The organism is Corynebacterium sp. KPL2895, from assembly GCF_040225815.1.
Taxonomy (GTDB): Bacteria; Actinomycetota; Actinomycetes; order Mycobacteriales; family Mycobacteriaceae; genus Corynebacterium; species Corynebacterium rhinophilum.
Genome location: NZ_JBEHFY010000022.1, coordinates 16,840 through 42,729, shown reverse-complemented (window position 1 = coordinate 42,729; position 25,890 = coordinate 16,840). Strand labels below are relative to the sequence as shown.

Sequence of the window (25,890 nt, the reverse complement as noted above, 5' to 3'; positions counted from 1 at the left end):
TCATCATCAGCATCAAGTAAAAACACGCAACCAGGCGGACAAAACACCAGCTAAGCGGGGGTTCCCTGACCCCCACGCACCACCGTCAACCGAGGCGATCCCGCAGAAATCCCGCATCCCAACGCAGAATCAATCACGCCCGCAACACGCTCCTGAGACCCGTCCAAAACATGCGCGTATGTCTGCATCAACGTCGTCGGTGTATGCCCCAAAACCCGCGCCGCGTCCTGGACCGGCACACCACCAGTCAGCAATGACGACGCGAACCGATGCCGCAAAGCATGAAAATGCACCCGCTCCGCGCCTACAGCCTTCCCCGCACGGGACACCTTCTGCGCCGCCACATTCGCATGCACCGGCCCGCCGCCACCATTGACGAACAGAAACCCATCCTCACGCCCGCCAATAACTCGTTTAAGCACCGGGACGAGCTCGCTCGCAATTGGTACATCGCGCCGGGAATGCGACGATTTCAACTCCACCCGCCGCCGGGGGACCGACTTCGATAGTTGCTTCCTGACCCGAATGACACCCGCCTCCAGGTCCACCTCCTCGACCAATAGGCCACACAGCTCAGAGATACGCATACCGGTCAAAGCTGCCGTCCTCAGCATGTCCGCCATGGACCTATCTGGCCGGTAGGCCCACCGGCGTGGCGGCACACCCTTACGCGGTACCGACACATACTCGACGCCACCCTGCTCCACAGCATCAATAACGCGCTGAATCTCACCCAAAGTGGGAATCGCGTCGGGCTCCACCGCGGTTTCCTTTTTCGGCACCCGCACAGGATTTTTCCCCACCAGGTCATTATCCACCCCGTAGGTGAACGCGGACCGTAGCCAACTCAAGATGATTCGCACTGACTGCTCTGAAATTCCTTTATCGTCCGGGGCGAGCCAATGCCGGCACGTGCGAAGTTGATTGGCCCACTCATTGACATCGGCGGAAGTGACTTGGCGAGCTGGCCACTGGCCAAGCGGGCCTAAGAGGCGGTCGCGTACATTCCGATACTGGACAAGACTCGCTTCGCGCAGCGGGCGGTCATTCATCCACCGGTTGAACATTTCTTTGACGGTAATGTCCTGGTCTACCTCGGGGAGGTACTTGTGGAGGCGTTTGTCGCGCTCCATTTCCTGAACGTATGCTTTGGCTTCTTTTTGCCGGGTGAAGCTTTTGGAGTGCTCTTTTCCGGCTGGGTCGCGCCAGCGGGCGATGTAGACGGTTTTTCCTGCTTTGGTAAGTCTTTTCTGGATAGCCATTATGGTATACTTCTTGGTGTCCATGGACTGTGGAGTCCAGGGCATTGTCTTCATAACCCTTGTGCTGGGTTTGCAACGCCCCTGTCTTGTTCAAAATGGTGCACAGCCACTGAACAAGGCAGGGGCGACTTTTTGCGTTTTACAGGTCTTTCACATCAAACGTGTAATTCTCAATGCTGATTTTTTCGACACCTTGGGGGACCTCGAAAGCACCGTATACGCGTTTCTTTTCTCCACTGTGAATGGTCGTGCTCCACATTTCGTGGCCGTCGTCCGCATTCTGGCAGTCCATGGCAGGGCCGGTAGTCTGCGTGAAGCCATCTGCGTCGAGAATGTCCGAGTCGTTGAGCGTTATCCAGTCGCCGCCGGCGTCGGTCACGACATGCTTCGCGTCGACCTCCGCCGTTACCTGCAGGTACTGCTTGCCGTCGAGGTCGTAAGGCTCGTCGCCGTAATCATTGGTGCCGTATTTGCATTCTTCACCGAGGGTGATGTCAGTGACCTTGAGGGTCACGTCGTTGGTGGGGTTGGAGGCGAGCTGGAGCTCGTCGCCGATTTCACGGTCATAGTCCAGGCCGTCGGTGGGCGCCGCGGACGTAGCGTCTGCCGCCTCTGCTTCGGTCGCTGGTGTGGTGCCCGACTCCGGCTCGGTGTCGTTGCTGCACGCCGCCAGGGCGAGGGGGATGGTGAGGATGATGGGGAAGAGCTTCTTCATGCTGCTTGCCTTTCGTAGAGTGTTTGCCAGGTTTTTAGGACTTTGACCGTGACGCCTAGCTCGTTGGCGAGGGTGGCTGGGTGTGGTCCGTAGATTGATTCTGCGGCTGCGTATTCGGTGGGGGATATGAGTAGGCGTGCTGCGAAGCGGTCGGCGCGGTACTCGTGTGCCCCGTGGTGGCCGGGCGGGTCGTTGTAGTGGGCGTGGCCTAGCTCGTGGGCTAGGGCGCTAATTGTTGCGGCGTCGCTCATTCCGAGGCGGACAGTGACGATTTTTCGGTGTGGCTGCCAGGCGGCTTTAGGACCGGCCTTATGCCAGCGGATGCGGTAGCCGCGGGACTCGGCGACCTCGATGAGGGCGTCAAGGGGAGTAGTCAATCGGGTATTCACCTCGTTCTGCGTGGCTGGAATTAGGCCCTTGTGACCTGCTTCTTTTCGGAATTTCCGAAAAATATTTAGTCAATGGGGTCTTCTCCTCGTTCTTCTCGAAGTTTGTCTTCGTCTGGGCTGCTATCTGCGGCGTGAGGTTCATCCCAGTCAAAGTCACGGACGATGCCATCGTCGTCATCGTGCAGTGAACCAGACACGTCGGACACGGGGGCACCCGCACGACGAGCTGCGAGGTCGTCGATGGGTTGGTCGTCGAGTAGGCGTAGGCGTCGTAGGAGTTCGTCTGTGAGTTCCTCGTCGCTGGCGCGGGTTAGTGCGGTGGTGGTGCCTACTTCTTGTAGCCAGCGGGCGCTGACGAATCCGAGGTCTACGAGAGCTACGACGGGAGACTCGTTGTAGGCCTGGGCAATTTTGATGATGAGGTCCGCGCTTAGCTCGTTGGCTTTCAACTGTCTGCCGAGAGTGACAGGGGAGATGTTAGCGAGGTCCGCAGCGCGTCGGTTTGAGTCGTTTCGGGTTACGCGCTTGAACCACTCGGTGTGTGTTTCCTGCATGTCTTAAGCGTATCTAAAAGAACGTCGTATGTCAATATGAAATGGCCTATAGCCTGCATAAACATATAAAAAACGAATTTAGACTTGCGTAATCTGCCATAGTGTGTCAAAATGAAATTACCGAACCGAAACGGTACGGATAATCCAAAAGGAGTCACTATGCCCGCATAGTTAGACCCCACGGTTATCGACCAGCTCCGCAAGCAATACGGATTCACCAACTTCGAACAGGTAGGCAACAAACTGAACCGCACTTCGCACACTGTGCGCAATTGGTACCGAGGGCAGACCCTGCCCAGTGCTCAAGACCTGGTGAAACTGCAATTCCTTACTGGTCGACCGTACGGCACCATGCTCGTCATCAAAGACGAAACAGAACAGGCCGCATAAGAAAAAGCCCGGTGCAGGAACACCGGGCCAGGAAACCATAAAGGAGTATACCACAATGAGTGAATTAATCCCCATTCAAGATAAAGATGGCGCCCAGGCCGTCATGGGCCGCGACCTACACAATTTTCTAGGTATCGGCAAGGACTATACGACGTGGTTTAAAGATATGACCGCGTATGGCTTCGTTGCAGGTCAGGACTTTTCCCCAATTTCGGGGAAAACCTCTGACCAGGGAGGTCGCCCCAAACAAGACCACATCGTTTCGCTGGACATGGCTAAGGAAATCAGCATGATTCAGCGCACCGACAAGGGTAAGCAAGCTCGTCAGTATTTCATTGAGTGCGAACGACGAGCCAAGGAGCCCGCCGAGTTGTCGCCGGAAGAAATCATGGCCCGCGCCATCAAGGTCGCCGACCACACGATTAAGGAACTGGAAGCCAAGACCGCGGACCAGGCCCTCGCCCTGGAAGCGGCTAAGCCAAAAGTCGAGTACTACGACCACTGCGTTTCTATCGAATCGGACGTAATGACCGTAAAAGACTGGGGCGCACACTTCGGGCTGACAGAGCCACAGGCACGTCAGAAACTACTAGACGCGAAGATGATTTACCGCAAAACCCAAACGCGGGAATGGTCATCACGCAAAGGGGATGTGGTTGACCGCAATGAATACCGCGCCTATGCCGCCTACCGGAATCTTTTCGACATTAGGGCGCAGCACAATGCGCCCCGCTACCACAACGGGCAAGTCCGCCAAACGCTGTACGTGCGCGCCGGGTGGGCAATCACCGTAGCGAAGAACGCCGGCATTCAAGTTGACCAGTCCATCTACGACGCACTACCAGGGTCGGTGTAGCGCGATGGGTAAGACAATCCTGTGTGTGGTCGCTGTGGTTATTTTGGTTGGTTTGGCCATCCTGGTCGGTCGCCGGGCCGGTCGACGTCATGACGACGAGCCTTCCAGTAACCAAGGGGTGCCTTTGTCGGAGTTTCCTGAAGTTTCAGAAACGACCATCTTCTTAGACGAGTACGGAGGAACAACCGGAGTGGTGTCCACCAGTAGTACTTCCACTCTTCGACACGATTATCTTGCCCAGAATGGTAGCGGACGCGGAGAGCCCGAGACTGAAGACCTTTCCCAGAGTGGCGAGGCACAAACCACGTCACAAGAATCTCGTCAGGATAGTGCTCAAGGCGTGGTGTCTCTAGTAAATCTCCAGCTTCGAATTTTGGGCATTCATGCAGCAATTGATATTTCTCGCCGCTCTTCATCCAGACAGAAAAACGATGAAGCGTAGAAATCCCATTGTGCTCGACGTGTAAGTCCAGGTGCTCTGATTGTCGCAGATTGATGTGAATTGAGTACGAAGTGTCCTTAATTCTTTCGAGCTTAATCTGCTTTCTTGCTAGCCACACGGTGATTGGTGCGAAACCCAGGCTGGCAGTGGCGACGAAGAGATTCCAATCCATGACTGAATTTTAGCCCGACTAGCAGGCGAGGGGAGTGCGAGCCTCCCCACGGGCACTGGGGACAGTCATGTCCCGAAATATCGACACAGTGACGTATTCCCCAGGGGGTGCAAGTTGGGTCGAAACGCTGTACAGAGAACTGAATAGGGAGTCCATCCCGGCCGTAGAACGGTAGGCCGGGCCGTGTCCCTGTGGGACTATTTGGTGTAGCGAGCATGTGTCTTAGATTGTCGATGACCTGCACCGCCGACAGGCTGAAACCACCTGACCGCCGTAGCTGGCCAAGGGTGAGGCAAATTCCACGTAACAGGGCACGAAAAACACTGAGGCCGTGAAATAGCTACTCCCCGGGTGCGAGTCCCGGGCGCGGCACTCGGGGTGGGTGTCAACGGCGAGTGTGCATTTTCGCCTAAAGCCCGCAGCGAGGGGCAAGCCCCCGCGCCAGTCGCACCTTGCTGGTACGCGTCAGCTGCATTCACCCCGGTTCAAGCACCTCAATGACCCTGGTGTGGATTTGTGAGCGCTTTGCCGCGCTGGGGTTGTTGGGGTGCGAGTCTCTCGCCACACAAGGGTGGCCCCCAGTTTTTGCGTTCCCTTTTTTGGGGTGCGTGGTTCGAGTCCACGCGAGAGAACTTGGGGGCGGTGCAGGCAAGCCCCGCCTAGAGCCTGCGTAAGCAATCCATGATGCGCGCCTGGCCGTCGGCGCGTCGGAGCGCTCCGCCCCCTCCCATCACAAAAAGGGGCCCGTGCACTGCTACTGCACGGGGCCCAAAAATCCACCCACTCTCACATAGGAGGACATCTTGAAGGCTACCAAACAGTCATATTCAGTCCCTGAAGTCGCCAGGATGCTTGGTATTTCGCAATCCACGCTCTATGAGCACGTAAAGCAAGGCGCTGTATCGCACCTGCACCCCATCACCGTGGGTGCGCGCACCGTCTTCCCTAAGCGCGTCATTGATGCGCTTTTCGACCCGAAGAAAATCGCATGAACCGCTTAAAAGACTACGCCCTGGGGTTGGCTTTTGGCCTGCCCGTATTCGCCGGAATCCTGATTGGAGGCCTCGCCCTATGATTTCCGAAACCACACTGGAGGACCTACGCGCCGTAGCTCGTGGGAAACGCATCCATAGTCAATTCAAGCTCAAAAACCTCGAAAATCACGGTTTGGTGACGCTGATCAAGCGCAATTCCAAGCTCGAGGTCGAAGCACTCACCACCGCGGGATATGCCGCCCTCGACGACACGCTAGGAGAGCCACGACGATGACCACCTGGATTGTTGCCCTGAACTCGATTGTTTTCATCAACGTTCTGGGCACGCTTGCGTTGTCCATTGCGGTGAATCAGCGCTTAAAGCGCCTGGAGAAGGAAGCCGCCCGCGGCTACTACCGCGATAGGGACCTGCAGAAGTCCATCAACTCCATCAACAAAACGGTCAAGCTCGAGTCTGGTTGGGGCATCGATGCGACCAGCCTGCGGTCCCTCGAGGCTCACCTGCAGAGGAATGATGATGATTAAAACCGAAAGAGCCCTGATTCTGCAGGAAGAATATGACCATTTCATCCGGTGTGGGATTTCCCGACCATTGGCCCTCATACGCCTCGCCGAGGTGTACCAGGTCAGCCAGCACACCGTGGAACACTCCGTGTCCCCATCGGCGCGGGACAGAGTCCGCAGGCAGGTGCAAGCAGTATGAAACAGCGCATCATCACTAAACCCCCGGCGCCCGGCACTGACGAGTGGGCTCAGACCATTACCGCGTCAAAAGTCCCAGCACTTTTAGGTATTTCTCGCTTTCAATCCCAGTACGCGGCCTGGCACCAACTGGCCGGGAACCTGCCGGTGGACGGCATGGACGAAGACCGCGCCCTCTGGGGCCACCTGAGCGAAGAACCCCTAGCCAAGTACTGGCTGCATAAGCACCCTGGTTGGCAACTTAACAGGCCACACAACGGCACCACAGAGATTGCGTATTCTAATCCGACGCTGCCTTTTCCGAATATGGCCACGATTGACCGGCGTGGAATCAACCGAAAATACGGTTTGAAAGACCCCCGACGATTCCACATCATCGAGTGTAAAACCGCATTCAGCCTCGAGGATTGGGGCACCCCGGACCAGTATGATTCAATCCCCGCGGACTATTTCACCCAAGTCACATTCCAGATGGGTGTCAGCGGTATCCCGTCGGCTTCTGTGGTCGTCGTGTCTGGGGCGATGAAGCCTGAGATTCACGATGTGGAATTTGACGCCGGTATTTTCAACGCGCTGGTCGACCAGCTGCAGGATATTTACCGCAAAATCCGGGCTGGTGAATTCCCTGACCTGGACGCGGACAAAAAGACCTACGACGCGGTACGCGGCCTGCATCCTGACATTGACCGCGACGCCACTGTCCAGGTGCCACGTGACCAGGCTGTTGCGTGGTTGGACGCGTTTCATGCGGAAGACGAAGCGAAAAACCGCGCACAGCTCGCCAAAACCCAACTCGCCAACCTCATGGGTAATGCCCGCCTCGCCATGGTGGGAGACCAAAAACTGGCTGACCGTAGGGCACGGAAAAATTCCGCCCCGTCGGTGCAAATCAACAAGAAAATCGACCTTTCTAAGGAGAAGTAATGAATCAAGAACTCGACACCACCAACCAGCAGACACCGGACGCGGGTATGCCGATGGCACCGGTCAACTCCAACGTGCTGGAGCAACTACGCTCACAGGCTGAGTCCTGGAGCGCGGCAGCACAGATTGCTGAGCAGCTCGCCCGCACTGATTTTGCAGGACCATTCAAGAACAAGCCGGCGGATATGGCGGCCGCAATCCTCAAGGGCGCCACGCTGGGTATCCCGCCGGAGTCCATTGGTAAGTCCATCTACGTGGTACACGGAACCCCCGCCCTCTACGGCAAAACGGCTTTAGCTATTGCTCTGAGCCACGGATACGAAACCGAAACCATAGAGGACAGTGCTAAGGCTGTCACGGTGCGCATGACCAGCCCTAAGGGCCAGTCGATGGAGGTGCGCTACACCATCGAGCGCGCAACCCAAGAAGGCCTCGTCAAAGGCAACAAAGTGCAGTACGAAACCCGCCCGTCGAAGATGCTGTATTGGAAGTGTATCGGTGAGCTCACGGACCGTATGATTCCGCACCTGACCGGTGGCATGCCGGTGAAAGAGGATTGGGAGCAGTCGCCGACCCATAAGGTCACGGCAACGCACCTGGACCGCCCAAGCCGTGGCGCTAGTGGCCTGAAAGCTGCGCTTGGTATGGGCGAAACCGGCCGTCAGGAAGAACCACAGCAGACCGACGGGCCAGCGCCGGTTGATGATGAGTTCCTGGCCGATATTCAATCCACCGTCGAGAGTTTCACCACCACTGACGACATCACCGCTTTCGCCGACGGGCTCAAAGCCGAAGGTGATGTACCCGACGAAGTGAAAGACATCATCATGTCCCGCTACAACGAGCTAAAGGAACAGTAATGGAGCTTGAATTCATTGATGAACTGCCACCCGTCCAGAACCGCGCCACCCTTGATGAGCAGCGCGTAGACGAGCTCATTGACAGTCTTCTGGCTAATCCTGGTCAGTGGGCAAAAGTCTCATACGAGTGGCTGTACCCCGATGCCGTGAACCGCAAGAAAGAAACGCTGCAGAGTCGGAACAGGAACTTCGCGTCGAGGGTAAGCAAAGGGCAGATACTGCCTTTTAATGAGTACCCCATCGAAGCAGCAACTCGTCAGGGGCAGTTGTACATGCGCATGACCGTGACGAAGAAGTATTTGGAAGGAATGGACCTTTAATGATTGATGTCATCACCCTCACTGGAGGGCTACCTAGGGACGCGGAACTACGATTCACGCCACAGGGTACTGCGGTCGCGAATTTTACGTTGGCGAATTCGGATAATCGCTATGACGAGAATCAGAATCAGTGGGTTAAGGCTCGCAGCATGTACCTGGACGTGACGATGTGGAATGAGTCCGGCAATCGGCAGAATCCTACCCCGTGGGCGGAACTGGCCGCTGAGCTGAAAAAGGGAGACCAGGTTGCTGTGACTGGGAAGCTGGTAACGAGGTCGTGGGAGACTAAGGACGGCGAAAAGCGCAGCAAGATTGAGTTCCAGGCGCTGCGTTTCTACCGCATGCCCACCGCCCAGCAAGGCCAAGCACAGCAGTCCCAGCCCCAGCAGCAGAGTGGGCAGGGCGCCAACTCGGGTGCGTGGTCAACACAGCCGGCACAAGCAGGCCAGCAAGACCAAGCCCCGCCATTCTGATGGCCTATATCTCGATTAAAGCCGCTGACCTGCCCGACTATAAGGGCAGGAGAGTGGTGCTTTCCCCACGGCTTTCGACCCGGAAAAGATAGCTGACCGTATCACTTTCGCTGCTCGTGTCGGTGATGTGGTGCATGGCGCCACCAGAGACGGCCGCTTCGCTATGAATGCGTCGTCGACTGTGCTGGTCGACCCGACTGCCTAAGCCCCCGCATGGACCTCAATAGTCCACGTGGGGTCTTTTACATAAGGACCTTGTTTATGCTTGTTTATTTTATCGAAAAAATGTCCGAATTGGCCTACACGCCAGACGGTGGCCTTGCGGACCCTGAGCATCCGATTTACGCCCTGATTTGGGTGCTGAAGCAGGTGGCCATGTGACCACTCACCAACAGCGCCAAGACATGCGCGCCTACCTCGAATCCCAAGACATTTACTGCGCCCAACCAGATTTCCTAGACGCGCTTATACGCCTATTTGAATCCATAGAAAAGGAGGTGGAAAACGATGCCGAAAGATAGTCGCTTGTACGCGAATATTACGCATGATTTTTTCGAGTCGCCGAAAATTATGGTGCTGTCGCCGGAAGCGAAATTGGGGCTTTTGGAGATGATTTTGTGGTCGTGTCGGATGCAGACCGATGGGGTCATTGACCGCCGTGTAGCAAGTGCTAAGCATTTGCTAGACGTGTGCCAGGAGTTGCTAGACAACGACCCCGATGCGCCCTCGCTTGTGGAGCTCGAAAATGGTGATTTTTTCATACACGACTTCGCTAAACACCAGACAACGCGGGCTGAAATTGAAGAAATTAGGGAGAAAAGAAGGGCCGCTGGGCGTGCTGGCGGGCTGGCTAAAAGTAGGGCACACGCTGCGAAAAGTAGCAAACGTCTAGCAAGTGCTAAAGCAAGTGCTAAAGCAAGTGCTAAGCAAACGCCTAGCAAACCTCTAGCAAAACCCCTAGCAAAATTTAGCAAGAATAAGAATAAGAAGGGGGAGGGGGAACAGGCCGAAAATACCGCTAACGCGGCTGCCGAAAACGCCCCATCGACCCCCCAGAATTTGGACGAGTTGGCGGCGGCTCACGCCGCACGCACTCGATGCCCGAAGCATGCTCACATCCCGCCGGGGGAGTGGGTCGATGAAGATTGCCGCGAATGCCAGAAACTCCGCGAGGGCACCGAAGCCGAAGAGCACCAGGAGCGTAAGGACGCTTTGCAGGCGCGCCGGGAATGCGACCTCTGTGACGCCAACGGCATGCGCTACAAGGACGGGAAAGCCTGGCGCTGTGACCACAAGCCTGAAACAGGCCCAAAAACCGGCCCAGCAGCCATACAGAGCGGCAAACAAGCCACCCATGGGCAATCACCCCAAAACAGTACTCAAACCCGCCAGAAACGAAATGAGCCACCATTTTGAAAAAACGACTCAAACACATCGCTAGAGCCGCGATTTACGTCATCGGGGCTTCTCAATTTGGCTGGGTCCTGTACGTCGCTCACCACCCAGCCGTAATTGCCATAGCCCTGGGCTTTCTCGCTATCTACATTGGCCTGCTGGCCACGGACTTCGAAGCCCTCGAGGAGCACGAGAACAAGCAATGAACCCCATCACCATCACCTGGAAGGACTAACCCATGGCTCGACCATTCCCGTTCGATGACACGAACGACCCAGACGAAGAAGAATTAGAAAACAATTTCGACAGCCAAGAACGCTGGTACGAACAACTACACGACCTACGAAAGGACGACCAACTATGGGACAACTAAACCTCACCCGCCAAGAAATCATCGACGCGCAGCTCGCCCGCCAATGGGCGGAGTGGAACAAGTCCTGTGAAGTCAGCTCGCCCGAAATTCAGGCCGCAGCTAACTTCATCCTCGCCCACACCACCCCTCCGACCATGGCCGACGTCGAATGGGACGATGAGCTGCACTACCTCGCGGAAGCAGAGCACCCCAACTGGGGCAAGGTGGTCATGCTTTACGAATTTGACGAATTTATCAGCTTCATGCAGACATCGGACGGGCCAAAAGTCGCCCTAGGCGATGTTAAGGAACGCTTCACCCCGACTGGCCGTCGCTACGTACTCCAGGAGGGAGAATAATGACCCCGAAAGAAACCGCAACCCTCATTGCCTTCTTCAAGCTTCTAGGTCGCAAAGCGAAGATTTTAGAATCTAAGAAGAAATACAATCTCGTAACTGCCACCGCGTACGACTACCAAGGCCGATACACAATATCCGGCACAGTATTCAAAGAAAACCCCGCCTTCATCGACGTAGCTATCTACGATTTCAAGAACGATGCCAAGCGTGACTACATCCTAGATGTCAGCAGAATCACCCCGGAATTGGCCGCGAAATTCACCAGGGAAGCAATCGACGCCTACGAGCAAGAACTGGCGGAATGAGAAAACCGCGTCATCACAAGTGTGAGCGGACGCGGTGTGTACACCACAAGCCTACAACACCAGGAGAAAAGAATGCCCTACCCCACATTGCCACCGTATGACCAACACATCATCATCAGCGCGATGCGCCACTGCCGCGAAAGACCATCCTATTTCCTCCGCCACACCACCAAGTGGGTAATGGAGCACTGGGACGAACTCGATGGGCACACCCGAGACCAACTAATCCGGGGCGCCCGCCTAGACCTCCGCCTACGCGAGGAAGCAACACCGGAAGAAAAAGGCCAGCTCGCCCGCGAAGAACCAGAGTGGGAAGCATATCTGGACTTCATCGAAAGGAGAAAGTATGAGTAACCAAGACCAAGTAGCGCAGGCCATCGTTATGTGCGCATTCAGGGGATTCAGCGCCGGCGATATAGCCGAGCACCTAGAGGCTCACGGCCTACTCGCACCAGACCTACCCACGTTGCGCCACGATTACGACAGTATCGAAGCGCCAGTGCGCTACTCCCTCATAAACATAGGGTATGACTCCGAGCGGTATGACGACGATAGCGCTCTCGTCGGGGTCTGGGCCGGGGACGTCAAATTCTCACTCGGCGGATATAACGAGGCGTCGGCCTACATGAGCACTGAGCAGGCCCGCCAGTTCGCCCTCGCACTACTCGCAGCAGCCAAATACCAGGAGGAAAAATGATGACGCACGTTGAACGTGCCATCTGGGTGCTCGAAGAGGCCCGCCGCCACGGAGAAGTCCGCATCGCCCCACACGATGCAGTAGAGGCTATCGTCCAGGCTGGCTTGCTCGCCCCCGACCTGCCAGAACCCACTTTTTCTTTCAGCGACGGCACAAAAGCGTGGTTCATCGAAGACGGAGAAGAGGGCTACTGCATCGGTGCAACCTATATTTTCAATGACGAAATCCTGCTACGCACCGCCGCAGGCAGAGTCAAAGGAGCACCCGCCAAAATGCGGAAAATAGGCCTCGCCCTACTCGCCGCCACCAACCACGCAGAGGAGGAAGCATGCCCCCGATGACACCCGAAGAAGCGAAGCGCTGGATCGAAGAAGGCCTATACACGGGCCGCGTACCGCAGTTCCACGCCCGCCGCGCCCTACAAACCATTGCTGACATGGACACCGAAACAATCACCACACAGGCGCACCCGCGGGGAAGCTGGAACGGTGACGCGAAAGACCCACACTATTTCGACGTAGCCCCCGGCACCCTGATGCGCCGCCACGTCACAGAATGGAACAAAGCATGACCACTCTCGCAGACATGACCCCACAAGAACGAGCACAATGCCGAGGAATGTGGTGCGGCTACAATCGCCACGTCAAAGGCGGTAAACCATCAGACTTCGTCATCATGGTCGAAGACGTAAACGAAGTAGGCCTCGTATCGTGCATAAATCCAGGAGCGCCGAAACCCAAAGCCTGGGCACCCGAACCGTGGATGCTCACCCCACGCGATGACCTACCCCGCGCCTGGACAGCCGACGGCCAGCCGCCAGCAGGCGACTGGGAATACGCCGAATACCTCGACGAATACGACGGCATGACCGATGTTTTCTACTTCGGCGGAGACCCCACCCACCGCCGATGGGAAAGCGACTGGGAAGAAATATAACCCCCAACCACCATCATCATCACCACCGGGCCCCGCACACCACGGGGCCCTTACTTATACCCAAGGAGTCTCATGAAAAAGCCACGCCACAACCGCCACAACCTCCACACACCACGACCAGCCCGCGCACTAATCAAAAAATACCGCCACGAAAAACAACAACGCCCCACATTCCGATGGAGATAACATGCCCGAATTCCAATGCTTCGTCCCCGGCACACCCCGCCCACAAGGCTCCAAACGCCACGTCGGCGGTGGCCGCATGGTCGAATCCTCCAAATACGTCAAAGCCTGGCGCACAAAAGTCAGCCAAACCGCACAACACGCCCACCACGGCAAACCACCACTCACCGGCCCCCACCGCCTCGACCTCGTACTCATAATGCCCGCCCGCAAAAAAGAAAAAGACCCAGGCGGCTGGCACACCGTAAAACCTGACCTTGATAAGTTAATCCGCGCCATAGATGACGCAATCACCACAGCCGGTATAATCACCGACGACTCCACAATCTCAGCAATCACAGCCCTCAAACGACGCGCCAAAAAAGACGAGCCACCCGGCGCACACATCACCATCACACCTCTAGGCACCCCAACCCCCGTAGGGAAACAGTGACCGTAGACCAACAAGACCTCGCCAACGCCGCCAAAAAACTCCAAGTCCTCTACGGAGAACTCGACCACGCCAAGTACGAAAGACCACCCGCCCCTGAAGTTTCCACCCAGGGCGCGAACCAACAAAAAGGCCCAAGCGAACCTTTTCCCATCTGGACCATTTCTGATGACGCGCATTTCACCGCATTACTCAACGAATACTGTGACGACGCCGCCCGGTATGTCCCGCTCGCCGGCGACATCTACACCCACGGCTTCCGCCGCAACGGCCGGCGCATGTGCCAATGGATAGCCTGGAACGCTGGCCCCATCAGCCAACTCGACGTCGCACCCCTCATGCTCGACGAACTCCGCCACCAGGCCCGCGAACTCAACCACCGCCTACGCCGCACACGACCACTCGCACCCGTAACCCTGCAGTCCGAGCCCCGTCGCGGTGCTGAGCATATTGCCCGGCAACTCCGCGCCCGCGGCCAAAACGTCACCGCCGACACCATCAGAGGATGGGCACGGCGCGGCCACATCACCACCACCACAATGCCCAACGGGCGGAACGGCTACCTACTCACCGAAGCACTCACCCACACATGGAAGGAATAGACAATGAGCGCTAAAACCACATTGGATGACATTTACGAAATCCTGGACTTCATCCCACTTCCAGGAGTGTGTTGGCTGGAATACGAAGAAAAGGACGGGAGAATTGCTCGAAGCGAAATGCCGGGCCTTGTAAAAGTTAAGCATCAAGGAGTGGAAAAAGTTCACAGTGACGATGACGGAACGATATTGTCTATCGAGCAATTCCCAGGTGATGACGAAATAGAGTTTCACGCTGCTGACATGATGGACGGCGAAATAGTGAGAGCGGCAACGTTCAAAAACTTCCGAGGCGCTCAAGCCATGCGACACTCATTCCGGGACGCGTAGCCTGTACAGCGCCCACATATCGTGTATAATGACCCACAGCGATACTTGTAACCCTCAACACGCGTTGGGGGTTCTTGTCGTTTTATGAGTCTTGTAGCCACCTCAACACCAATCATGTACACCCGCGAGATAGTACGAGCGACATTGGGGCGCAGGCCGCTGGTTCACGACCAGGACAAGACACAACAAGCAGGGAGGTGCGCTGTGGGGATTATCGTCGTCACTGGCCCGCCTGCAGCGGGAAAAACCACATACATCCGCGAGCACAAGCAGAATGGTGACGTCATCATCGACTATGACGAAATCGCCAACACGCTTGCAGGATACGATGCGGATAATCATGAGCACGAGTCGCACATCAAAGCCATTACCAAGGCGGCGCGGCAGGCGGCAATAGATAAAGCCATCGACAAGCACGACGGCAGCTTTACGGTGTGGATTATCCATTCCACGCCAAGTGCGGCACAGATAAAGCGGTACAAGGCTGCCGGGGCGGACATTATGACCATCGACCCCGGCAAAGACACAGTCATGCGGCGCTGCAAGCAACAGCGCCCGGAATACATGCTGAAAATTGCGGCGGACTGGTACGCCAAGCAGTCAAAAGCGGCGAAAACCACCACACAGCGCGGCTACGGGCAAGCACATCAGAGGCAGCGGCGGATATTACTCGCGCAACTCGTCGACGGTACGCCGTGCCCAGAATGCGGGCGACCGATGTTTAAGACGGCGGCGAAGAACTTTGACGGTGCCGCGCTGGAAGCTGACCATGGTCCTGGTGCTGCACTCAAGTATGCGGAAAACAAGCAGGCCACCAAGGCGACGCGGTTGCTGCATCGTGCGTGTAATCGTTCTGGTGGGGCGTGGGATAAGCCCCGGCCGGTGAAGACGGAGGAGTCCGCGTCGGCTGGTGACGGGTTTGTTTGGGCTTGATAATGATTGGGGCCGCCCTAAAATCATAAGTGGGTAGTCCCATTGACTCTCCCTATTGTCCCTGCTCAGTCAAGCTTTCTCTCTCCGCACTTTATTTTCGTAATTTTTGGGGCCTGTGTGGCCGTCTGACGGGCTGTTATGGAGGTTTTAGGTAGTGAGTCTTGATGATGTAGAGAAGGCGTTAGCAGGCGATAGGGCGCTTAATGAGTTTGACGCTCGTGCTGTTCAGATTGTGTCGCAGTTGATTGTTCGTGTGCGTCAGGCTCGGTTGATTATTGCTGATGAGGGTCCTGTTGCGGCGAAGGAGTCGGGGGAGCCGATTGAGCATCCGGCTGTGAAGGTGGAGCGTATGGCGTCGGCTGAGATTCGTGGCTGGGTGAAAGACCGGCCGGACTTGTTCGGTGCGCGTTCGCACGGTGAGTCGCGTGAGCCGAAGCCTAAGGCGAACAAATTTGGCGGATTCAAGGTTGTAGGCCAGTAGGAAGGGGGTGTCTGGTGGGTAAACCGGAGTGGCTTATTGGTCGCCAGACGCCGACGCATCAGAATATTCCTGCTGGCGATAGTGAGTTTGCGGATAAGGCTTGTGAGTTCGTTCGCTGGGCGGGTCTGGATTTGTACCCGTGGCAGGAGGACTTGCTGCGCGATAGTCTTTTGCAGAATGGTGAGGGCATGTGGTCCTCGCGTGAGGTCGTCGTATCCTTGGCTCGTCAGAACGGCAAGGGCGAGGTGCTTGTCGCCTTGGAGCTCGTAGCCATCTACCTGTGTGATGCGCATTCCATCATGCATTCGGCGCACTTTTTGGATACGGCGATGGACGCCCGTGACCGTCTTTGGGATGTCATTGAGGACAATCCCGCCCTGATGGATTGGTGGGAAGACGAGTATCCGGGTGTGTCTCCGAAGCCGATTCTGGGCAATGGCAAAGACGCGATTAAATTCCCTAATAAGGCGAAGATTTATTACCGTACGCGCACGAAGAAGACTGGCCGTGGTTTGTCGTTTGATTGGCTGATTTTTGACGAGTGTTTTGACCTGCCTAATGAGGTCTACGCCGCGATGAATAATACGACTAAGGCGCGGCCTAATGCTCAGAAGGTTTTTATTTCGTCGCCGGTGAATATTCATGAGCATTTTCATGGTGCGATTTTTTCCGCGAAGCGCTGGTCCGCGCTCGATGGTGCTGACGGCATTCTTTTCAAGGAGTGGTGCCGCGAGGAAGATGACGATCCATTTGAGGAATCGACGTGGGCTAAGGCTAATCCGTCGCTGGTGAATGAGCCGCGGCCTGGTGTGCAGCTGGACGAGGTGCGCTCTGAGGCTAATTCGGCGCGTAGCTCGGAAGCCCTGTTGGAGCCGTTTCTTGTCGAGACTTTGGGCCAAGGCTATTGGGTGCCGCGTGATGGTGACCTCGTTGATGATTTTGTGCCGGTGATTGATTACGAGGCGTGGTCAGCGGCGTCTGCCATGATGCCGCCATCGTTGGGGGAGTCCTGCCTAGCGGTGGACGTGACGCCGGACGGTGAAGCCGTCGGTGTGGTGTCTGCCGCCCAGTGGGGAGACAAGGTTTTCTTGTCGCTTGCCCCTTATGAGGATTTCGACCGTGGCCTTGTCGTGGACAAGGTGGGTAGCACCGTGGAGTTGAATGACCCTGCTGCGGTGGTGCTGGACCCGTCGGGGCAGTGCTCCACGCTGGTCGACCCCTTGCGCGGTATTGGTGTCGCGCCGGAGACGTTAAGTGGCGCCCAGGTGTCGAAAGCCTACGAGCTTTTCCTACGCATGTGGGCTGAGAAACGTATTGCGCATGACGGGTCACAGCGGTGGTTGGACGCGCTTGGTGTGGCTCAAGAGCGGTCGAAGAATGGCCGTTTCCGTAGCTTGGACCGTTATTCCGGTGATGTGACCGTGCTTGTCGCCGCCACGTTGGCGGTGTGGGGGCTGCAGGAATACGGGGTTGGTGAGTTCGATGGCGAAGTGAAACGACGCACGCACTATGTCAGCTCGGCGCGGGGCGTGAAGCGTAGTCGTCGAGTTGCTGAAATGAGTTTCTAAGGAGGTGGCCGCTGTGGCTGATTTTAAGACGCGTGAGGTAGGCCATGCGCGGGCCGCTCGTAACCATGCCCTGGCGGAAGACAACTGGGAGTTACGCTTCCCGCATTCTGCTCGTGTGTTTGCGAAGATGGGGCGTGAGGACGCTCAGGTTACGTCGGTGTTGCGTGCGGTGACGTTGCCGATTCGGCGTGCCACGTGGTTTGTGGAGCCGAACGGTGCGCCCGATGACATCGTTGCCGCCGTCTGTGAGGACTTGCGGTTGCGGGCAAAGGGCGAGGACCCGAATAAGCCGTTTGCGCCGCGTACCGGCCGGGTATCGTGGGAAAAGCACCTGGAACAAGCGCTGAAAGCGATGCAATTCGGCCACATGTTCTTTGAGCAGGTCTACGAGCCCGGTGCGGACGGTCGCGAACACCTCGTGAAGCTCGCGCCGCGTTGGCCGGGGACGATTGATGCAATCAACGTCGATGACGACGGCGGGCTGATGTCCATTCGGCAGGCCGCTGCCGCCGGCGCCCGCCGTGGCGACGACGTGCGTGAAATTCCCGTAGACCGACTTGTGGCCTATGTCTTTGATGACGAGGGGTCGCAGTGGACTGGTAAGTCCGTGTTGCGTCCGGCGTATAAGCATTGGAAGTTGCGGGACTCGCTGCTTCGGCTGGAGCTTAACACTTTGGACCGTAACGGCATGGGTGTGCCGGTGTACACCGGGTCTGAAGTAGCGATGGACCCGGACAAGGACTTGGCTGATGGTCAGGGGATTGTTGAGGGTTTTCGTGCGGGTGAGCATGCTGGTGCGTCGATTCCTGCTGGTGCGAAGTTGCAATTGTTGGGCACGTCGGGTCAGTTGGTTTCGCCGCGTGAGGCGATTAATTACCACGACAGCATGATTGCTAAGAGCGTGCTTGCGCACTTCCTGAACTTGGAGGGCAAGGGCGGGTCTTATGCGCTTGCGGAAACACAATCGGATTTGTTTATTCAGTCTTTGCAGACTACCGCGGAGTGGCTGGCCGATATAGCCACACAGCACGTGGTGGAGGACCTCGTTCGCGTGGCGTTTCCGGACCACACTGGTTTGGTTCCGCGGGTGACGTTCGACCCGATTGCTTCGAAGAAGGAAATCAGTGCTGCGGACCTCGCCGGGTTGAAGAACGCTGGTTTGATTCTGGGCGATAAGGACCTGGAGGAAGATTTGCGGCGCCGGTATACGCTGCCGCCGAAGCAGAAATTATCGGACGCTTTGGAGTCGAAGAAGCAGCGGCAGGTCATGGAAGAGCAGATGGGCGTCGCCCTATCCGACGACCCACAATCCGATGACCTTGAGGGCATTGACCGGAAAGCGAAGCTGAACCACCGGTACGAGCAAGCCATGAATGGTATCGACGAGCTGCTTAACGAAATGAAGAATAGGCAGGGGGACTTAGTGTGAGTGAAATTTTGATGTATGGGCCGATTGGCCCGGATTTTTGGGAGCCGGAGAACGCAATTACCGCGAAGTCAGTAATGGCTCAGCTGGCTGACATTTCTGGTGATGTGACCGTGCGGATTAGCTCCGGCGGTGGAGATGTCTACGAAGGCATCGACATCATGACTGCCTTGAAGAATCATGATGGCAAGGTCACGGTGATTGTGGAGTCGCTGGCGGCGTCGGCGGCGTCGTTTATTGCTGTTGGGGGTGCTGACCGCGTGCTCATGCGCCCGTCCTCGGAATTGATGGTGCACCGTGCGTGGACCTTGACCGAGGGCAATGCGGACGACGCACGCAAGACACTGGCCGACCTCGAGCGCCAGGACAACAAGCTGGCCGCTATCTACGCCGCAAAGGCAGGCGGGGAAATCCACGACTGGCTCGACGCCATGAGTTCGGAAACGTGGTACACCGCTGAGGAAGCAGTGGCCGCTGGCCTGGCTGACGCGGTGATTCAGGAGAAGTCGGAAGCGCCGGCGCTTGCGGCGTCGTTGGCGAAGCGGCGGTTTAAGTTTGCGAACCGGGCTGCGGCTCCGCCGCCGCCTGTCACCCGGTCGGAATCGGGGGACGACAACACTACGCCCAGCGATGGGCAGAAAGGGGATACCGTGGGTATTCTGAATCAACTTGCCCAGGAGCTGGGTAAGACGCCGGAGGATGTGCAGGCTGCACTCTCCGGCTTTTTTAATGAGGAAGTCACCGTCACCGCTAAGGTAGACCTGACCTACCCGGAAGACACCACCGTGGTGCCCACCGGTGAAGTTGAGGTTGGGCCGAACGAGGACGTGCCTGCAGGCTTGGTTTTTGCGTTGGGTGATACGCCGGATGGTTGGTCTGGTGAGCTCAATGAAGAGTCCGGTGTGCTGAAGGTAATCGCACCGTCTGATGTGGAACCAGACGATGAGGTTGCGTTCACGGTCACCGCTGAGGGTGATGGTGAGCCGACTGAGTTCACTATTCCGGTGACGGTAAAGGCCGCGGCCGAGTCTGAGGATAACGACACCGCCCCGGAGGAAACGCCGGCGCCTACCGCGTCCGAGGACACGGTCACTCTGGATGCTGAGACCTACAACGAACTCAAGGCTGCTGCCCAGCATGGTTGGAAGGCTATGGAAGAGCAGAAGGAAGCAAGCCTTGTTGCGGAGGTGGACGGCTGGATTAAGGAAGGCCGTATTTCTGCTGCTCGTCGTGGTAAGGCGATTGCTGCGATGAAGCGTGACCCTGAGGCCGCTCGCGACATCTACGGCTCGAACCCTGCCGGAACTATCCCGCGGGCGGAGATTGGCTACGGCAAGGACGTTGAGCCTGATGCGTTCAAGGCTGTCCGTAGCAAGGCTGACCAGCTGGGTGTTTTGACCCGCACGAACTTTCATTAAGGAGTAAATAATTATGTCGAATCCGACTTTTCGTTCTGGCCCGATTAGCTTCAAGGCCGAAGAGGACGTCACTAAGTTCCGCCTGGTGCAGGTGGGTGAGAATGGTGTGAAGCACGCTGTGGCTGCTGGCCCGGTTTTTGGCGCGGTCACTGAAAACGCATCCGCCCCAGTAGAAGAGCAGCCCTCCAACACGTTGGCGTTGGGCGCGCCGGGCATTGTTGCGGTGCACATTGGCCCGGCAACGGTGCCGCTGGAGGTTGCTGGCACGGCTGAGGACATTAAGCAGGGCGCGCCGGTGTATGCCGCCGCCGATGGCAAGGTGTCCGCCACCGGTTCCCTGCTGGTGGGTGTTGCTGCGCGTCCTGGTGCGGGCAAGACCGTCAAGACGACCCTTGTTACCCCGTCGGTGGCTGCGCCTGCGGCCTCGGACGTGTCCGAGGGCTAAGAAAACTACCTGAACTTTTAAGGAGAAATAATAATGGGAGAGCTCATTACGAGTGCCTACGACGGGCCGAAGCTGACCGTGTCCGAAATGCTGGAGGACCCAACTTTTATCCCCCAGCGCGTTGTTGACGGCATGCAGGGGCAGTTCCTGGAGGATCTGTTCTTCCGCCAGGCTGAGAACAACAAGGGTGTGGTCGCATTCCGTGAGGCCGCTGGGCAGTACCTCGCGGATGACGCTGAGGAAATCGCCGAGTTTGGTGAAATCCCCGTGTCCGCCCCGGAGCTTGGGCCGTTGCGTGCCGCATACGGCATCAAGTCTGGTGAGGCAATCCGCATTTCCTACGAGATGCGCAACGAGAACAAGGTTGACCAGGTTAACCGTCACATTCAGGCGCTGGAAAAGACGATGATTCGTCACGGCATCCAGGCCACCCTGGGCGTGTTCAAGTCCGCAAAAGTGCAGGAGCTGCAGGTATCGTCCCAGTGGACCGGCGGCGACCCTGTCAAGGACGTGTTCGACGCGGTCGAGCTTGTGCAGTCCGCACACGAGGACGATGACGTGAACCGTCAGTTTGACTACGAGCCGAACACGATTCTGCTGCACCCGGCTTCCTACACGAAGCTGGTGCGCAACGAGCAGATGCAGAAGTACTACATCGGCAACGCTGCGCTGGACAATCCCATTTTCCTGGACCAGAATGGCGATTCCATTTTTGGTGGTCTGCGTAACACGGAGCTTTTCGGCACTTTGCGTGTGGCGACCTCGCGTCTGATTGAGCCGGGCACCGCCTATGTCTTTGAGGCGCAGGGTGTTGGCTTCAAGTCCGATACGATGCCGCTGACCGCGACGCCGATGTACTCCGAGGGTGGCGACTCCCAGCTGGGCGGTCCAACGATGTCGTGGCGCTCTGACCTTGTACGCAAGCGTGCCATCGCGGTGGATAACCCGAAGGCCATCGTCAAGCTGACCGGTATTGCCTAATGGTCAAGGTCACGCTCGCGAAATACTGGAGCCCGGAGGACGTACTGTTTCCTCCGGGCTCTGTCGTTGAGGTAGATGATGAGACTGCTGGGTGGCTGGATAGCTGCGGTGCTGTGCGTCACGAGGCTGACCACACTGCCAAGAAACCGCCGAAGAGTAAGCCCGCCCCGGTAGAGCAGGAGGATGAAAAGCCTACTGCTGCGCCAAAGGGTGATGATGTGCCGCGCCCGGCTAAGGCCGCGTCAATTGATGATTGGCGGAAGTACGCCGAGGCCCAGGGCATTGTTACTAAGGGCTTGTCGAAGAAAGAACTCATTGGGGCAACCCAATAAAGAAGTGGAGGTTAGCCGTGCTGAACATCGACACCACCTATGTGGCTGACCGCCTACCACGAGAGCTCACCGACGCTGAAACGAAGCGCCTGCACGTACTCATTGATGACGCCGTTGAGCTCATTGATGTGGCTTTCATGCAGGCGGGCCGCGACTTTGATACGGAGCTGGTGACAGTGCCGTGGCTGGAGTCGGCGGCACGTAGGGCGGTGCTTGAAATGGTGTCAGCCGCCACCCTCGTGGGTGGGAACGCTGGCATGCGGTCCATCTCGTCCACGACGGGGCCACAGTCGGATTCGGTCACGTTTGCTGACGTAGATTCCGTCTCGTGGGGTGGGGTGCGGCTAACCGATGACCTTTTGAAGCTGCTTGGCTTGTGGCGTGAGGGTGCACGTGGGCGCTTCCCGCGGCCGCGCCAGTGGCCGGAAAGGTGGTCATAATGATTCGTCCTGACCAAGCCGGTGAACCCATCACTGTAAAAGGTGAGGTGGTGGGCCGTGACCATCGCGGCAGGCCGCAGTACGCACCGGGGCGTGTAATTGAGCATTGCGTCGTGTCCCCCGCGGGGGACCAGGTCGTGCGCGGCGATGGGTTCGTGCATGGGGACATTACGAAATTGCAGGTAATCGCGCCTGCAGGCACGGTCGTGGCCGATGGGGATACGGTCACGATTCGCGGCGAAGATTACACAGTCCAGCAGCGTCAGTCTTTTGATTATTCGGTGGGTCGTCGCCCCGTGGTGGGGTGGCACAAGCCGAAAGTTGTTTTCGTCGTCGAGCGAGGGGAGGTGTCCGGGAATGTCGCTTGATTATCACAAGCTTTTCAAGGAATTGGCGGCTACCCCGCAGGTTCGGGATGCGTCGCGTAAGAAAGCAGAGCAGATAAAGCGGCTTATTGAGGCTCGCTGGCCCGAGGTCAATGAGCTGTCTGCCAACGATAAAGCATTCTTGCGTGGTGGCGGCGACACGGTCAAAGTCACCTTGGCCACCCGAAATACTTTGCGCCCGACGCATATCGTCATGGTGCGTCACCCGGGTGCGGTGGCGAAGCAAGCCAAGGATGGCTTTTTGACCAAGGCGGTGAAAGATGCGTCCTGATTTTGGGATAACCCCTGACCCGCCTGCACTGGTGTACAAGCATGTCGCGAAACTCTTTTCTGAAGAGGATGCGGACATGCTGCACCTGCATTTTCTGCCTGATGGCTATAACTGCCACACCGACGGCATGGCCGTCGTAGTTGGTGGGGACACGGCAGAAGTGGACGGGGTGGCGCACTCGCGTGACCTCGTCAAAATCAGCGTGTACGGGCCTGACCACAAGATGGTACGCCGTCTCGGTCGCAACCTGTACACCGCTTTGACCCAAGGGATGACGGGTATCGGGCTGGGCGTGTCCCGGTCCAGCTCGCGGTTCTTTGGGTCTGGCCCGTCGTATCAACCGACGGGATTTGTATCGACAATGTCTTTGTCGGTCGGTATCGCGAAGATGTTTTTTACCCCGTCGGCGCAGTAATCACACATTTTTTCATTGGCCGCCCTGCACGGGGTGGTCATAAATTCTATTTATGTCCTTTTGAAAGGGGATAGTAATGGCTAAGAATCGTAGCGTCGGACTTGACCTGCGCGTCCTGGAAGACCGCGAAGTGCTCGTCAACTTTTCCGACAACCCAATCATTGACAAGAAGACCGGTGCTTTCGTTGGTGAGTGGGAATCCCTCGGATTGGAGCCCACTGACTCCCAGCACTCCCACACCCGTGAGGTTTCGTCCAACACCACGAATTTGACCGGTGGTCAGCAGGCCACTTCCTACGCTGCTGGCGCTATTAACGCCGCGGTGGACGGTATCGCTGGCTCGCCGGTCATGCGCTACATCGAAAACCCGGGCGCGGTTGTGCAGGACGGCACCACCTACGGCAAGCACTCTGACCAGGTAGCAAAGGCATACGTCGCTTTCGTGCACAAGTTCACCTCTGGCCTGGTGCGCATTTGGGTGTCTCGTGAAAAGGCTGACCTGGTGGTCAACGAGCGTGCGACCGCTAAGGACCCGCAAGCTCGCCCGGTCCAGATTACGTTCAACAACGGTGACGATGAGCGCTACTACGAGGAGCGTTTCTACATCGTCGGAGAGGATGGCTCCGTGGTCCGCGTGGAGGAAAAGGTCTTTAAGGACGTCGCCGACGTCAAGGCTCAGATTGAGGCCGGTACGGCGTTCCACCCGCAGGCTTCTTCCAACGGCCTGACCGCAATGGTCGTGGCGGAAGACAAGTCCGACCACGTCAGCCTGTACGAGTACAAGAACCCGGAGACCGGTGAGGTCGCTGAGGGTTCTGCTGAGGGTGTTCGCCCGAGTGATGAGCCTCGCGGCCCGGGCGCTGGTCCTGGGGAAGAGGAGGCTGGCGGGTTGCCAGACGGTTCTGAGGAAGAGTCCGGCGACACCGACAGCGAACAGCTGTAGTGAGTTGATGGGCCTTGCGTCTTTGTTGTGGTGATTCCGCGCAAGGCCCTACCCAGACTTTCAAGGTCGAGGAATCACCACCCGCTTTTATGGCCCCGTAAAGTGCGGGGCTTTATTCAATTCCATAGGAGGAATCACCATGGCCACGGCAAAGAAAAACACCACCAAGAAGACCACCGATGAGGTTGAGGTCCTCGACCCGGCGCCCGAAGTTAAAGGGACCGTCGAAAATCGTATCTACACCGAAAAGGACGTAGAACTTACCAACGGTGTGCTAGTCGATGTCAGCGTCCTCTTAGACAATGACGACCTGCCCGCGTCTTTTGCTTCATTGGTTGCTGAAGGCAACGTTGGCGGAATGCTTATGGCGAAATTGCCCGAGAAGACTCGTAAGCTCCTGGACTGGGTTGGCGCGACGCAAAAGGACTTGCGTGAGGTAATCGCCCCAATTGTTCGGCGTGCGGATGAACTGCCCGAGTCTGAGAAGTATAAGAAGTAATGTCCGCCCGGCTGATTCTCAACGATGAGCCGGGCAGCTGGGTGGAGTTCACATGCGGTCGCCGGCGCTTTACGGCGCGGCGTGACCCCATGTGGCTCGGCCACGACGACCTACCAGAATTATTGGTCAACCCGCGCCTACTGTGGCGGCTCATGGACGACGACTCGCGGATAAAGTCTATGACCACGGCGATGATCAACGGTGGGCTTGATGACCAACTCGTCGCGTACCTGGAGGCGGTGGGGCTGAGTATTTTCAAGCTGGCACTGGCCACCCACGCCCTCGAAGATGCCGACTTGCTCGAAGTGGACCTTTTGCGTATCGGGGTGGATATTCGTGACTGGCTCGACCCCGAAGGCCCCCTGTCCACGCGCCGGGTCGTGGCTCTGTACCAAGACCTGCTCGACCGGCCGGAAACCCGCGTGGGGGCGAAGCGGTTCGATGTGAAGCCGATTGATAAAGCTGGCCTTGCGGCCGTGCTTTTCCACACCAGCTTCATGGACCAAGGTTTTGAGCATTCATTTATTAAGTCTCCTACTGATTTGGAGCAAGAGGCGGAGCAGGCGCGTATCGCTGCGCAGAAGCGTGAGCGCATGACCCAAGACCGCCGGCGTGTTTTGTCTGATGGTAGTGGCCGGTCGTTTGAGTCTTCGCAGTCGGAGTCGCTGCGGATGCTGGAGGAATTAGAGCCCACGTAGGTGGGGGAAATTGA

41 protein-coding genes are annotated in these 25,890 nt (G+C 57.3%); 37 read left to right on the top strand and 4 right to left on the bottom strand.

The window, feature by feature from the left end; translation table 11 throughout:
• Positions 1-50: 50 nt before the first annotated feature.
• The 4 genes from ABRP95_RS09850 to ABRP95_RS09835 all read right to left on the bottom strand — a co-directional run bounded on the left by ABRP95_RS09850 (position 51) and on the right by ABRP95_RS09835 (position 2,920).
• Positions 51-1,262 (bottom strand): tyrosine-type recombinase/integrase, encoded by a 1,212-nt coding sequence (locus tag ABRP95_RS09850; RefSeq protein WP_349839352.1) that lies wholly within the window; start codon positions 1,260-1,262, stop codon positions 51-53.
• Positions 1,263-1,401: 139 nt separating this feature from the next.
• Positions 1,402-1,977 carry a hypothetical protein gene (locus tag ABRP95_RS09845; protein ID WP_349839351.1) on the bottom strand — a complete coding sequence of 192 codons (576 nt, stop codon included), beginning with the start codon at positions 1,975-1,977 and terminating at the stop codon, positions 1,402-1,404.
• Positions 1,974-2,354 carry an ImmA/IrrE family metallo-endopeptidase gene (locus ABRP95_RS09840; RefSeq protein ID WP_349839350.1) on the bottom strand — a complete coding sequence of 127 codons (381 nt, stop codon included), beginning with the start codon at positions 2,352-2,354 and terminating at the stop codon, positions 1,974-1,976. The genes ABRP95_RS09845 and ABRP95_RS09840 overlap by 4 nt, the downstream gene beginning before the upstream one ends.
• Positions 2,355-2,431: 77 nt before the next feature.
• Positions 2,432-2,920 carry a hypothetical protein gene (locus tag ABRP95_RS09835; RefSeq protein WP_349839349.1) on the bottom strand — a complete coding sequence of 163 codons (489 nt, stop codon included), beginning with the start codon at positions 2,918-2,920 and terminating at the stop codon, positions 2,432-2,434.
• Positions 2,921-3,365: 445 nt separating this feature from the next.
• On the opposite strand from ABRP95_RS09835, the gene ABRP95_RS09830 reads away from it, so the two are divergent.
• From ABRP95_RS09830 to ABRP95_RS09650, 37 genes are all read left to right on the top strand, one after another.
• Entirely contained in the window at positions 3,366-4,166 is an 801-nt protein-coding gene (locus ABRP95_RS09830) for an antA/AntB antirepressor family protein (RefSeq protein ID WP_349839347.1), read from the top strand.
• 25 nt (positions 4,167-4,191) lie between these two features.
• Positions 4,192-4,608, top strand: coding sequence for a hypothetical protein (locus tag ABRP95_RS09825; RefSeq protein ID WP_349839346.1), 417 nt, complete (start codon positions 4,192-4,194; stop codon positions 4,606-4,608).
• Between the two features lie 975 nt (positions 4,609-5,583).
• Positions 5,584-5,772, top strand: coding sequence for a helix-turn-helix domain-containing protein (locus ABRP95_RS09820; RefSeq protein WP_349839345.1), 189 nt, complete (start codon positions 5,584-5,586; stop codon positions 5,770-5,772).
• Positions 5,773-5,851: 79 nt separating this feature from the next.
• Positions 5,852-6,049, top strand: coding sequence for a hypothetical protein (locus ABRP95_RS09815; RefSeq protein WP_349839344.1), 198 nt, complete (start codon positions 5,852-5,854; stop codon positions 6,047-6,049).
• Entirely contained in the window at positions 6,046-6,300 is a 255-nt protein-coding gene (locus tag ABRP95_RS09810) for a hypothetical protein (RefSeq protein WP_349839343.1), read from the top strand. The genes ABRP95_RS09815 and ABRP95_RS09810 overlap by 4 nt, the downstream gene beginning before the upstream one ends.
• Positions 6,301-6,474: 174 nt before the next feature.
• Entirely contained in the window at positions 6,475-7,401 is a 927-nt protein-coding gene (locus ABRP95_RS09805) for a YqaJ viral recombinase family protein (RefSeq protein ID WP_349839342.1), read from the top strand.
• Positions 7,401-8,261 carry a hypothetical protein gene (locus tag ABRP95_RS09800; RefSeq protein ID WP_349839341.1) on the top strand — a complete coding sequence of 287 codons (861 nt, stop codon included), beginning with the start codon at positions 7,401-7,403 and terminating at the stop codon, positions 8,259-8,261. Before ABRP95_RS09805 ends, ABRP95_RS09800 begins: the two co-directional genes overlap by 1 nt.
• The gene (locus tag ABRP95_RS09795) at positions 8,261-8,581 is read left to right on the top strand and encodes a hypothetical protein (protein WP_349839340.1); all 321 of its coding nucleotides are present in this window, start codon (positions 8,261-8,263) and stop codon (positions 8,579-8,581) included. Before ABRP95_RS09800 ends, ABRP95_RS09795 begins: the two co-directional genes overlap by 1 nt.
• Positions 8,581-9,054, top strand: a complete 474-nt coding sequence (locus tag ABRP95_RS09790; RefSeq protein WP_349839339.1) for a single-stranded DNA-binding protein — start codon at positions 8,581-8,583, stop codon at positions 9,052-9,054. The genes ABRP95_RS09795 and ABRP95_RS09790 overlap by 1 nt, the downstream gene beginning before the upstream one ends.
• Positions 9,055-9,561: 507 nt before the next feature.
• Positions 9,562-10,470, top strand: a complete 909-nt coding sequence (locus ABRP95_RS09785; RefSeq protein WP_349839338.1) for a hypothetical protein — start codon at positions 9,562-9,564, stop codon at positions 10,468-10,470.
• Positions 10,467-10,655: a hypothetical protein gene (locus ABRP95_RS09780; RefSeq protein ID WP_349839337.1), complete on the top strand. Its 189-nt coding sequence runs from the start codon at positions 10,467-10,469 to the stop codon at positions 10,653-10,655. The genes ABRP95_RS09785 and ABRP95_RS09780 overlap by 4 nt, the downstream gene beginning before the upstream one ends.
• A gap of 32 nt (positions 10,656-10,687) precedes the next feature.
• Positions 10,688-10,822 (top strand): hypothetical protein, encoded by a 135-nt coding sequence (locus ABRP95_RS09775; protein ID WP_302524976.1) that lies wholly within the window; start codon positions 10,688-10,690, stop codon positions 10,820-10,822.
• Complete coding sequence (locus tag ABRP95_RS09770; protein WP_349839336.1) at positions 10,810-11,160, top strand: hypothetical protein; 351 nt, start codon at positions 10,810-10,812, stop codon at positions 11,158-11,160. The genes ABRP95_RS09775 and ABRP95_RS09770 overlap by 13 nt, the downstream gene beginning before the upstream one ends.
• Complete coding sequence (locus ABRP95_RS09765) at positions 11,160-11,465, top strand: hypothetical protein (RefSeq protein ID WP_349839334.1); 306 nt, start codon at positions 11,160-11,162, stop codon at positions 11,463-11,465. The genes ABRP95_RS09770 and ABRP95_RS09765 overlap by 1 nt, the downstream gene beginning before the upstream one ends.
• Positions 11,466-11,537: 72 nt before the next feature.
• A complete protein-coding gene (locus ABRP95_RS09760; RefSeq protein WP_349839333.1) occupies positions 11,538-11,819 on the top strand; it encodes a hypothetical protein in 282 nt (93 codons plus the stop codon).
• A complete protein-coding gene (locus ABRP95_RS09755; RefSeq protein WP_349839332.1) occupies positions 11,812-12,162 on the top strand; it encodes a hypothetical protein in 351 nt (116 codons plus the stop codon). The genes ABRP95_RS09760 and ABRP95_RS09755 overlap by 8 nt, the downstream gene beginning before the upstream one ends.
• Positions 12,159-12,503, top strand: a complete 345-nt coding sequence (locus tag ABRP95_RS09750) for a hypothetical protein (protein WP_349839330.1) — start codon at positions 12,159-12,161, stop codon at positions 12,501-12,503. The genes ABRP95_RS09755 and ABRP95_RS09750 overlap by 4 nt, the downstream gene beginning before the upstream one ends.
• Positions 12,500-12,733: a hypothetical protein gene (locus ABRP95_RS09745; RefSeq protein WP_349839329.1), complete on the top strand. Its 234-nt coding sequence runs from the start codon at positions 12,500-12,502 to the stop codon at positions 12,731-12,733. The genes ABRP95_RS09750 and ABRP95_RS09745 overlap by 4 nt, the downstream gene beginning before the upstream one ends.
• Before the next feature lie 104 nt (positions 12,734-12,837).
• A complete protein-coding gene (locus ABRP95_RS09740; RefSeq protein ID WP_349839328.1) occupies positions 12,838-13,098 on the top strand; it encodes a hypothetical protein in 261 nt (86 codons plus the stop codon).
• Between the two features lie 187 nt (positions 13,099-13,285).
• Complete coding sequence (locus ABRP95_RS09735; protein WP_349839327.1) at positions 13,286-13,714, top strand: RusA family crossover junction endodeoxyribonuclease; 429 nt, start codon at positions 13,286-13,288, stop codon at positions 13,712-13,714.
• A complete protein-coding gene (locus ABRP95_RS09730) occupies positions 13,711-14,313 on the top strand; it encodes a hypothetical protein (protein ID WP_349839326.1) in 603 nt (200 codons plus the stop codon). Before ABRP95_RS09735 ends, ABRP95_RS09730 begins: the two co-directional genes overlap by 4 nt.
• Positions 14,314-14,316: 3 nt before the next feature.
• Entirely contained in the window at positions 14,317-14,640 is a 324-nt protein-coding gene (locus ABRP95_RS09725) for a hypothetical protein (RefSeq protein ID WP_349839325.1), read from the top strand.
• 204 nt (positions 14,641-14,844) lie between these two features.
• Positions 14,845-15,573 carry an AAA family ATPase gene (locus tag ABRP95_RS09720; RefSeq protein WP_349839323.1) on the top strand — a complete coding sequence of 243 codons (729 nt, stop codon included), beginning with the start codon at positions 14,845-14,847 and terminating at the stop codon, positions 15,571-15,573.
• A 154-nt stretch (positions 15,574-15,727) separates the two neighbouring features.
• Positions 15,728-16,054, top strand: a complete 327-nt coding sequence (locus tag ABRP95_RS09715) for a terminase (protein WP_349839322.1) — start codon at positions 15,728-15,730, stop codon at positions 16,052-16,054.
• Positions 16,055-16,068: 14 nt separating this feature from the next.
• Positions 16,069-17,622 (top strand): terminase large subunit domain-containing protein, encoded by a 1,554-nt coding sequence (locus tag ABRP95_RS09710; RefSeq protein ID WP_349839321.1) that lies wholly within the window; start codon positions 16,069-16,071, stop codon positions 17,620-17,622.
• Between the two features lie 13 nt (positions 17,623-17,635).
• Positions 17,636-19,051, top strand: a complete 1,416-nt coding sequence (locus tag ABRP95_RS09705; RefSeq protein WP_349839320.1) for a phage portal protein family protein — start codon at positions 17,636-17,638, stop codon at positions 19,049-19,051.
• Positions 19,048-20,466, top strand: coding sequence for a head maturation protease, ClpP-related (locus ABRP95_RS09700; RefSeq protein ID WP_349839319.1), 1,419 nt, complete (start codon positions 19,048-19,050; stop codon positions 20,464-20,466). The genes ABRP95_RS09705 and ABRP95_RS09700 overlap by 4 nt, the downstream gene beginning before the upstream one ends.
• Positions 20,467-20,479: 13 nt before the next feature.
• Positions 20,480-20,911 (top strand): hypothetical protein, encoded by a 432-nt coding sequence (locus ABRP95_RS09695; RefSeq protein WP_349839318.1) that lies wholly within the window; start codon positions 20,480-20,482, stop codon positions 20,909-20,911.
• A gap of 33 nt (positions 20,912-20,944) precedes the next feature.
• Entirely contained in the window at positions 20,945-21,892 is a 948-nt protein-coding gene (locus ABRP95_RS09690; protein WP_349839317.1) for a phage major capsid protein, read from the top strand.
• The gene (locus tag ABRP95_RS09685) at positions 21,892-22,224 is read left to right on the top strand and encodes a hypothetical protein (RefSeq protein WP_349839316.1); all 333 of its coding nucleotides are present in this window, start codon (positions 21,892-21,894) and stop codon (positions 22,222-22,224) included. The genes ABRP95_RS09690 and ABRP95_RS09685 overlap by 1 nt, the downstream gene beginning before the upstream one ends.
• A gap of 17 nt (positions 22,225-22,241) precedes the next feature.
• A complete protein-coding gene (locus ABRP95_RS09680; protein WP_349839315.1) occupies positions 22,242-22,664 on the top strand; it encodes a Gp19/Gp15/Gp42 family protein in 423 nt (140 codons plus the stop codon).
• Complete coding sequence (locus ABRP95_RS09675; protein WP_349839314.1) at positions 22,664-23,032, top strand: hypothetical protein; 369 nt, start codon at positions 22,664-22,666, stop codon at positions 23,030-23,032. Before ABRP95_RS09680 ends, ABRP95_RS09675 begins: the two co-directional genes overlap by 1 nt.
• Positions 23,022-23,321, top strand: a complete 300-nt coding sequence (locus tag ABRP95_RS09670; protein WP_349839313.1) for a hypothetical protein — start codon at positions 23,022-23,024, stop codon at positions 23,319-23,321. The genes ABRP95_RS09675 and ABRP95_RS09670 overlap by 11 nt, the downstream gene beginning before the upstream one ends.
• On the top strand, positions 23,311-23,736 hold the full coding sequence (locus tag ABRP95_RS09665; RefSeq protein WP_349839312.1) for a hypothetical protein: 426 nt from the start codon (positions 23,311-23,313) through the stop codon (positions 23,734-23,736). Before ABRP95_RS09670 ends, ABRP95_RS09665 begins: the two co-directional genes overlap by 11 nt.
• 76 nt (positions 23,737-23,812) lie before the next feature.
• Entirely contained in the window at positions 23,813-24,679 is an 867-nt protein-coding gene (locus ABRP95_RS09660; RefSeq protein WP_349839311.1) for a hypothetical protein, read from the top strand.
• A 139-nt stretch (positions 24,680-24,818) separates the two neighbouring features.
• The gene (locus ABRP95_RS09655) at positions 24,819-25,178 is read left to right on the top strand and encodes a hypothetical protein (RefSeq protein WP_349839310.1); all 360 of its coding nucleotides are present in this window, start codon (positions 24,819-24,821) and stop codon (positions 25,176-25,178) included.
• Complete coding sequence (locus ABRP95_RS09650; protein WP_349839309.1) at positions 25,178-25,876, top strand: hypothetical protein; 699 nt, start codon at positions 25,178-25,180, stop codon at positions 25,874-25,876. Before ABRP95_RS09655 ends, ABRP95_RS09650 begins: the two co-directional genes overlap by 1 nt.
• The last annotated feature ends 14 nt before the right edge of the window (positions 25,877-25,890 follow it).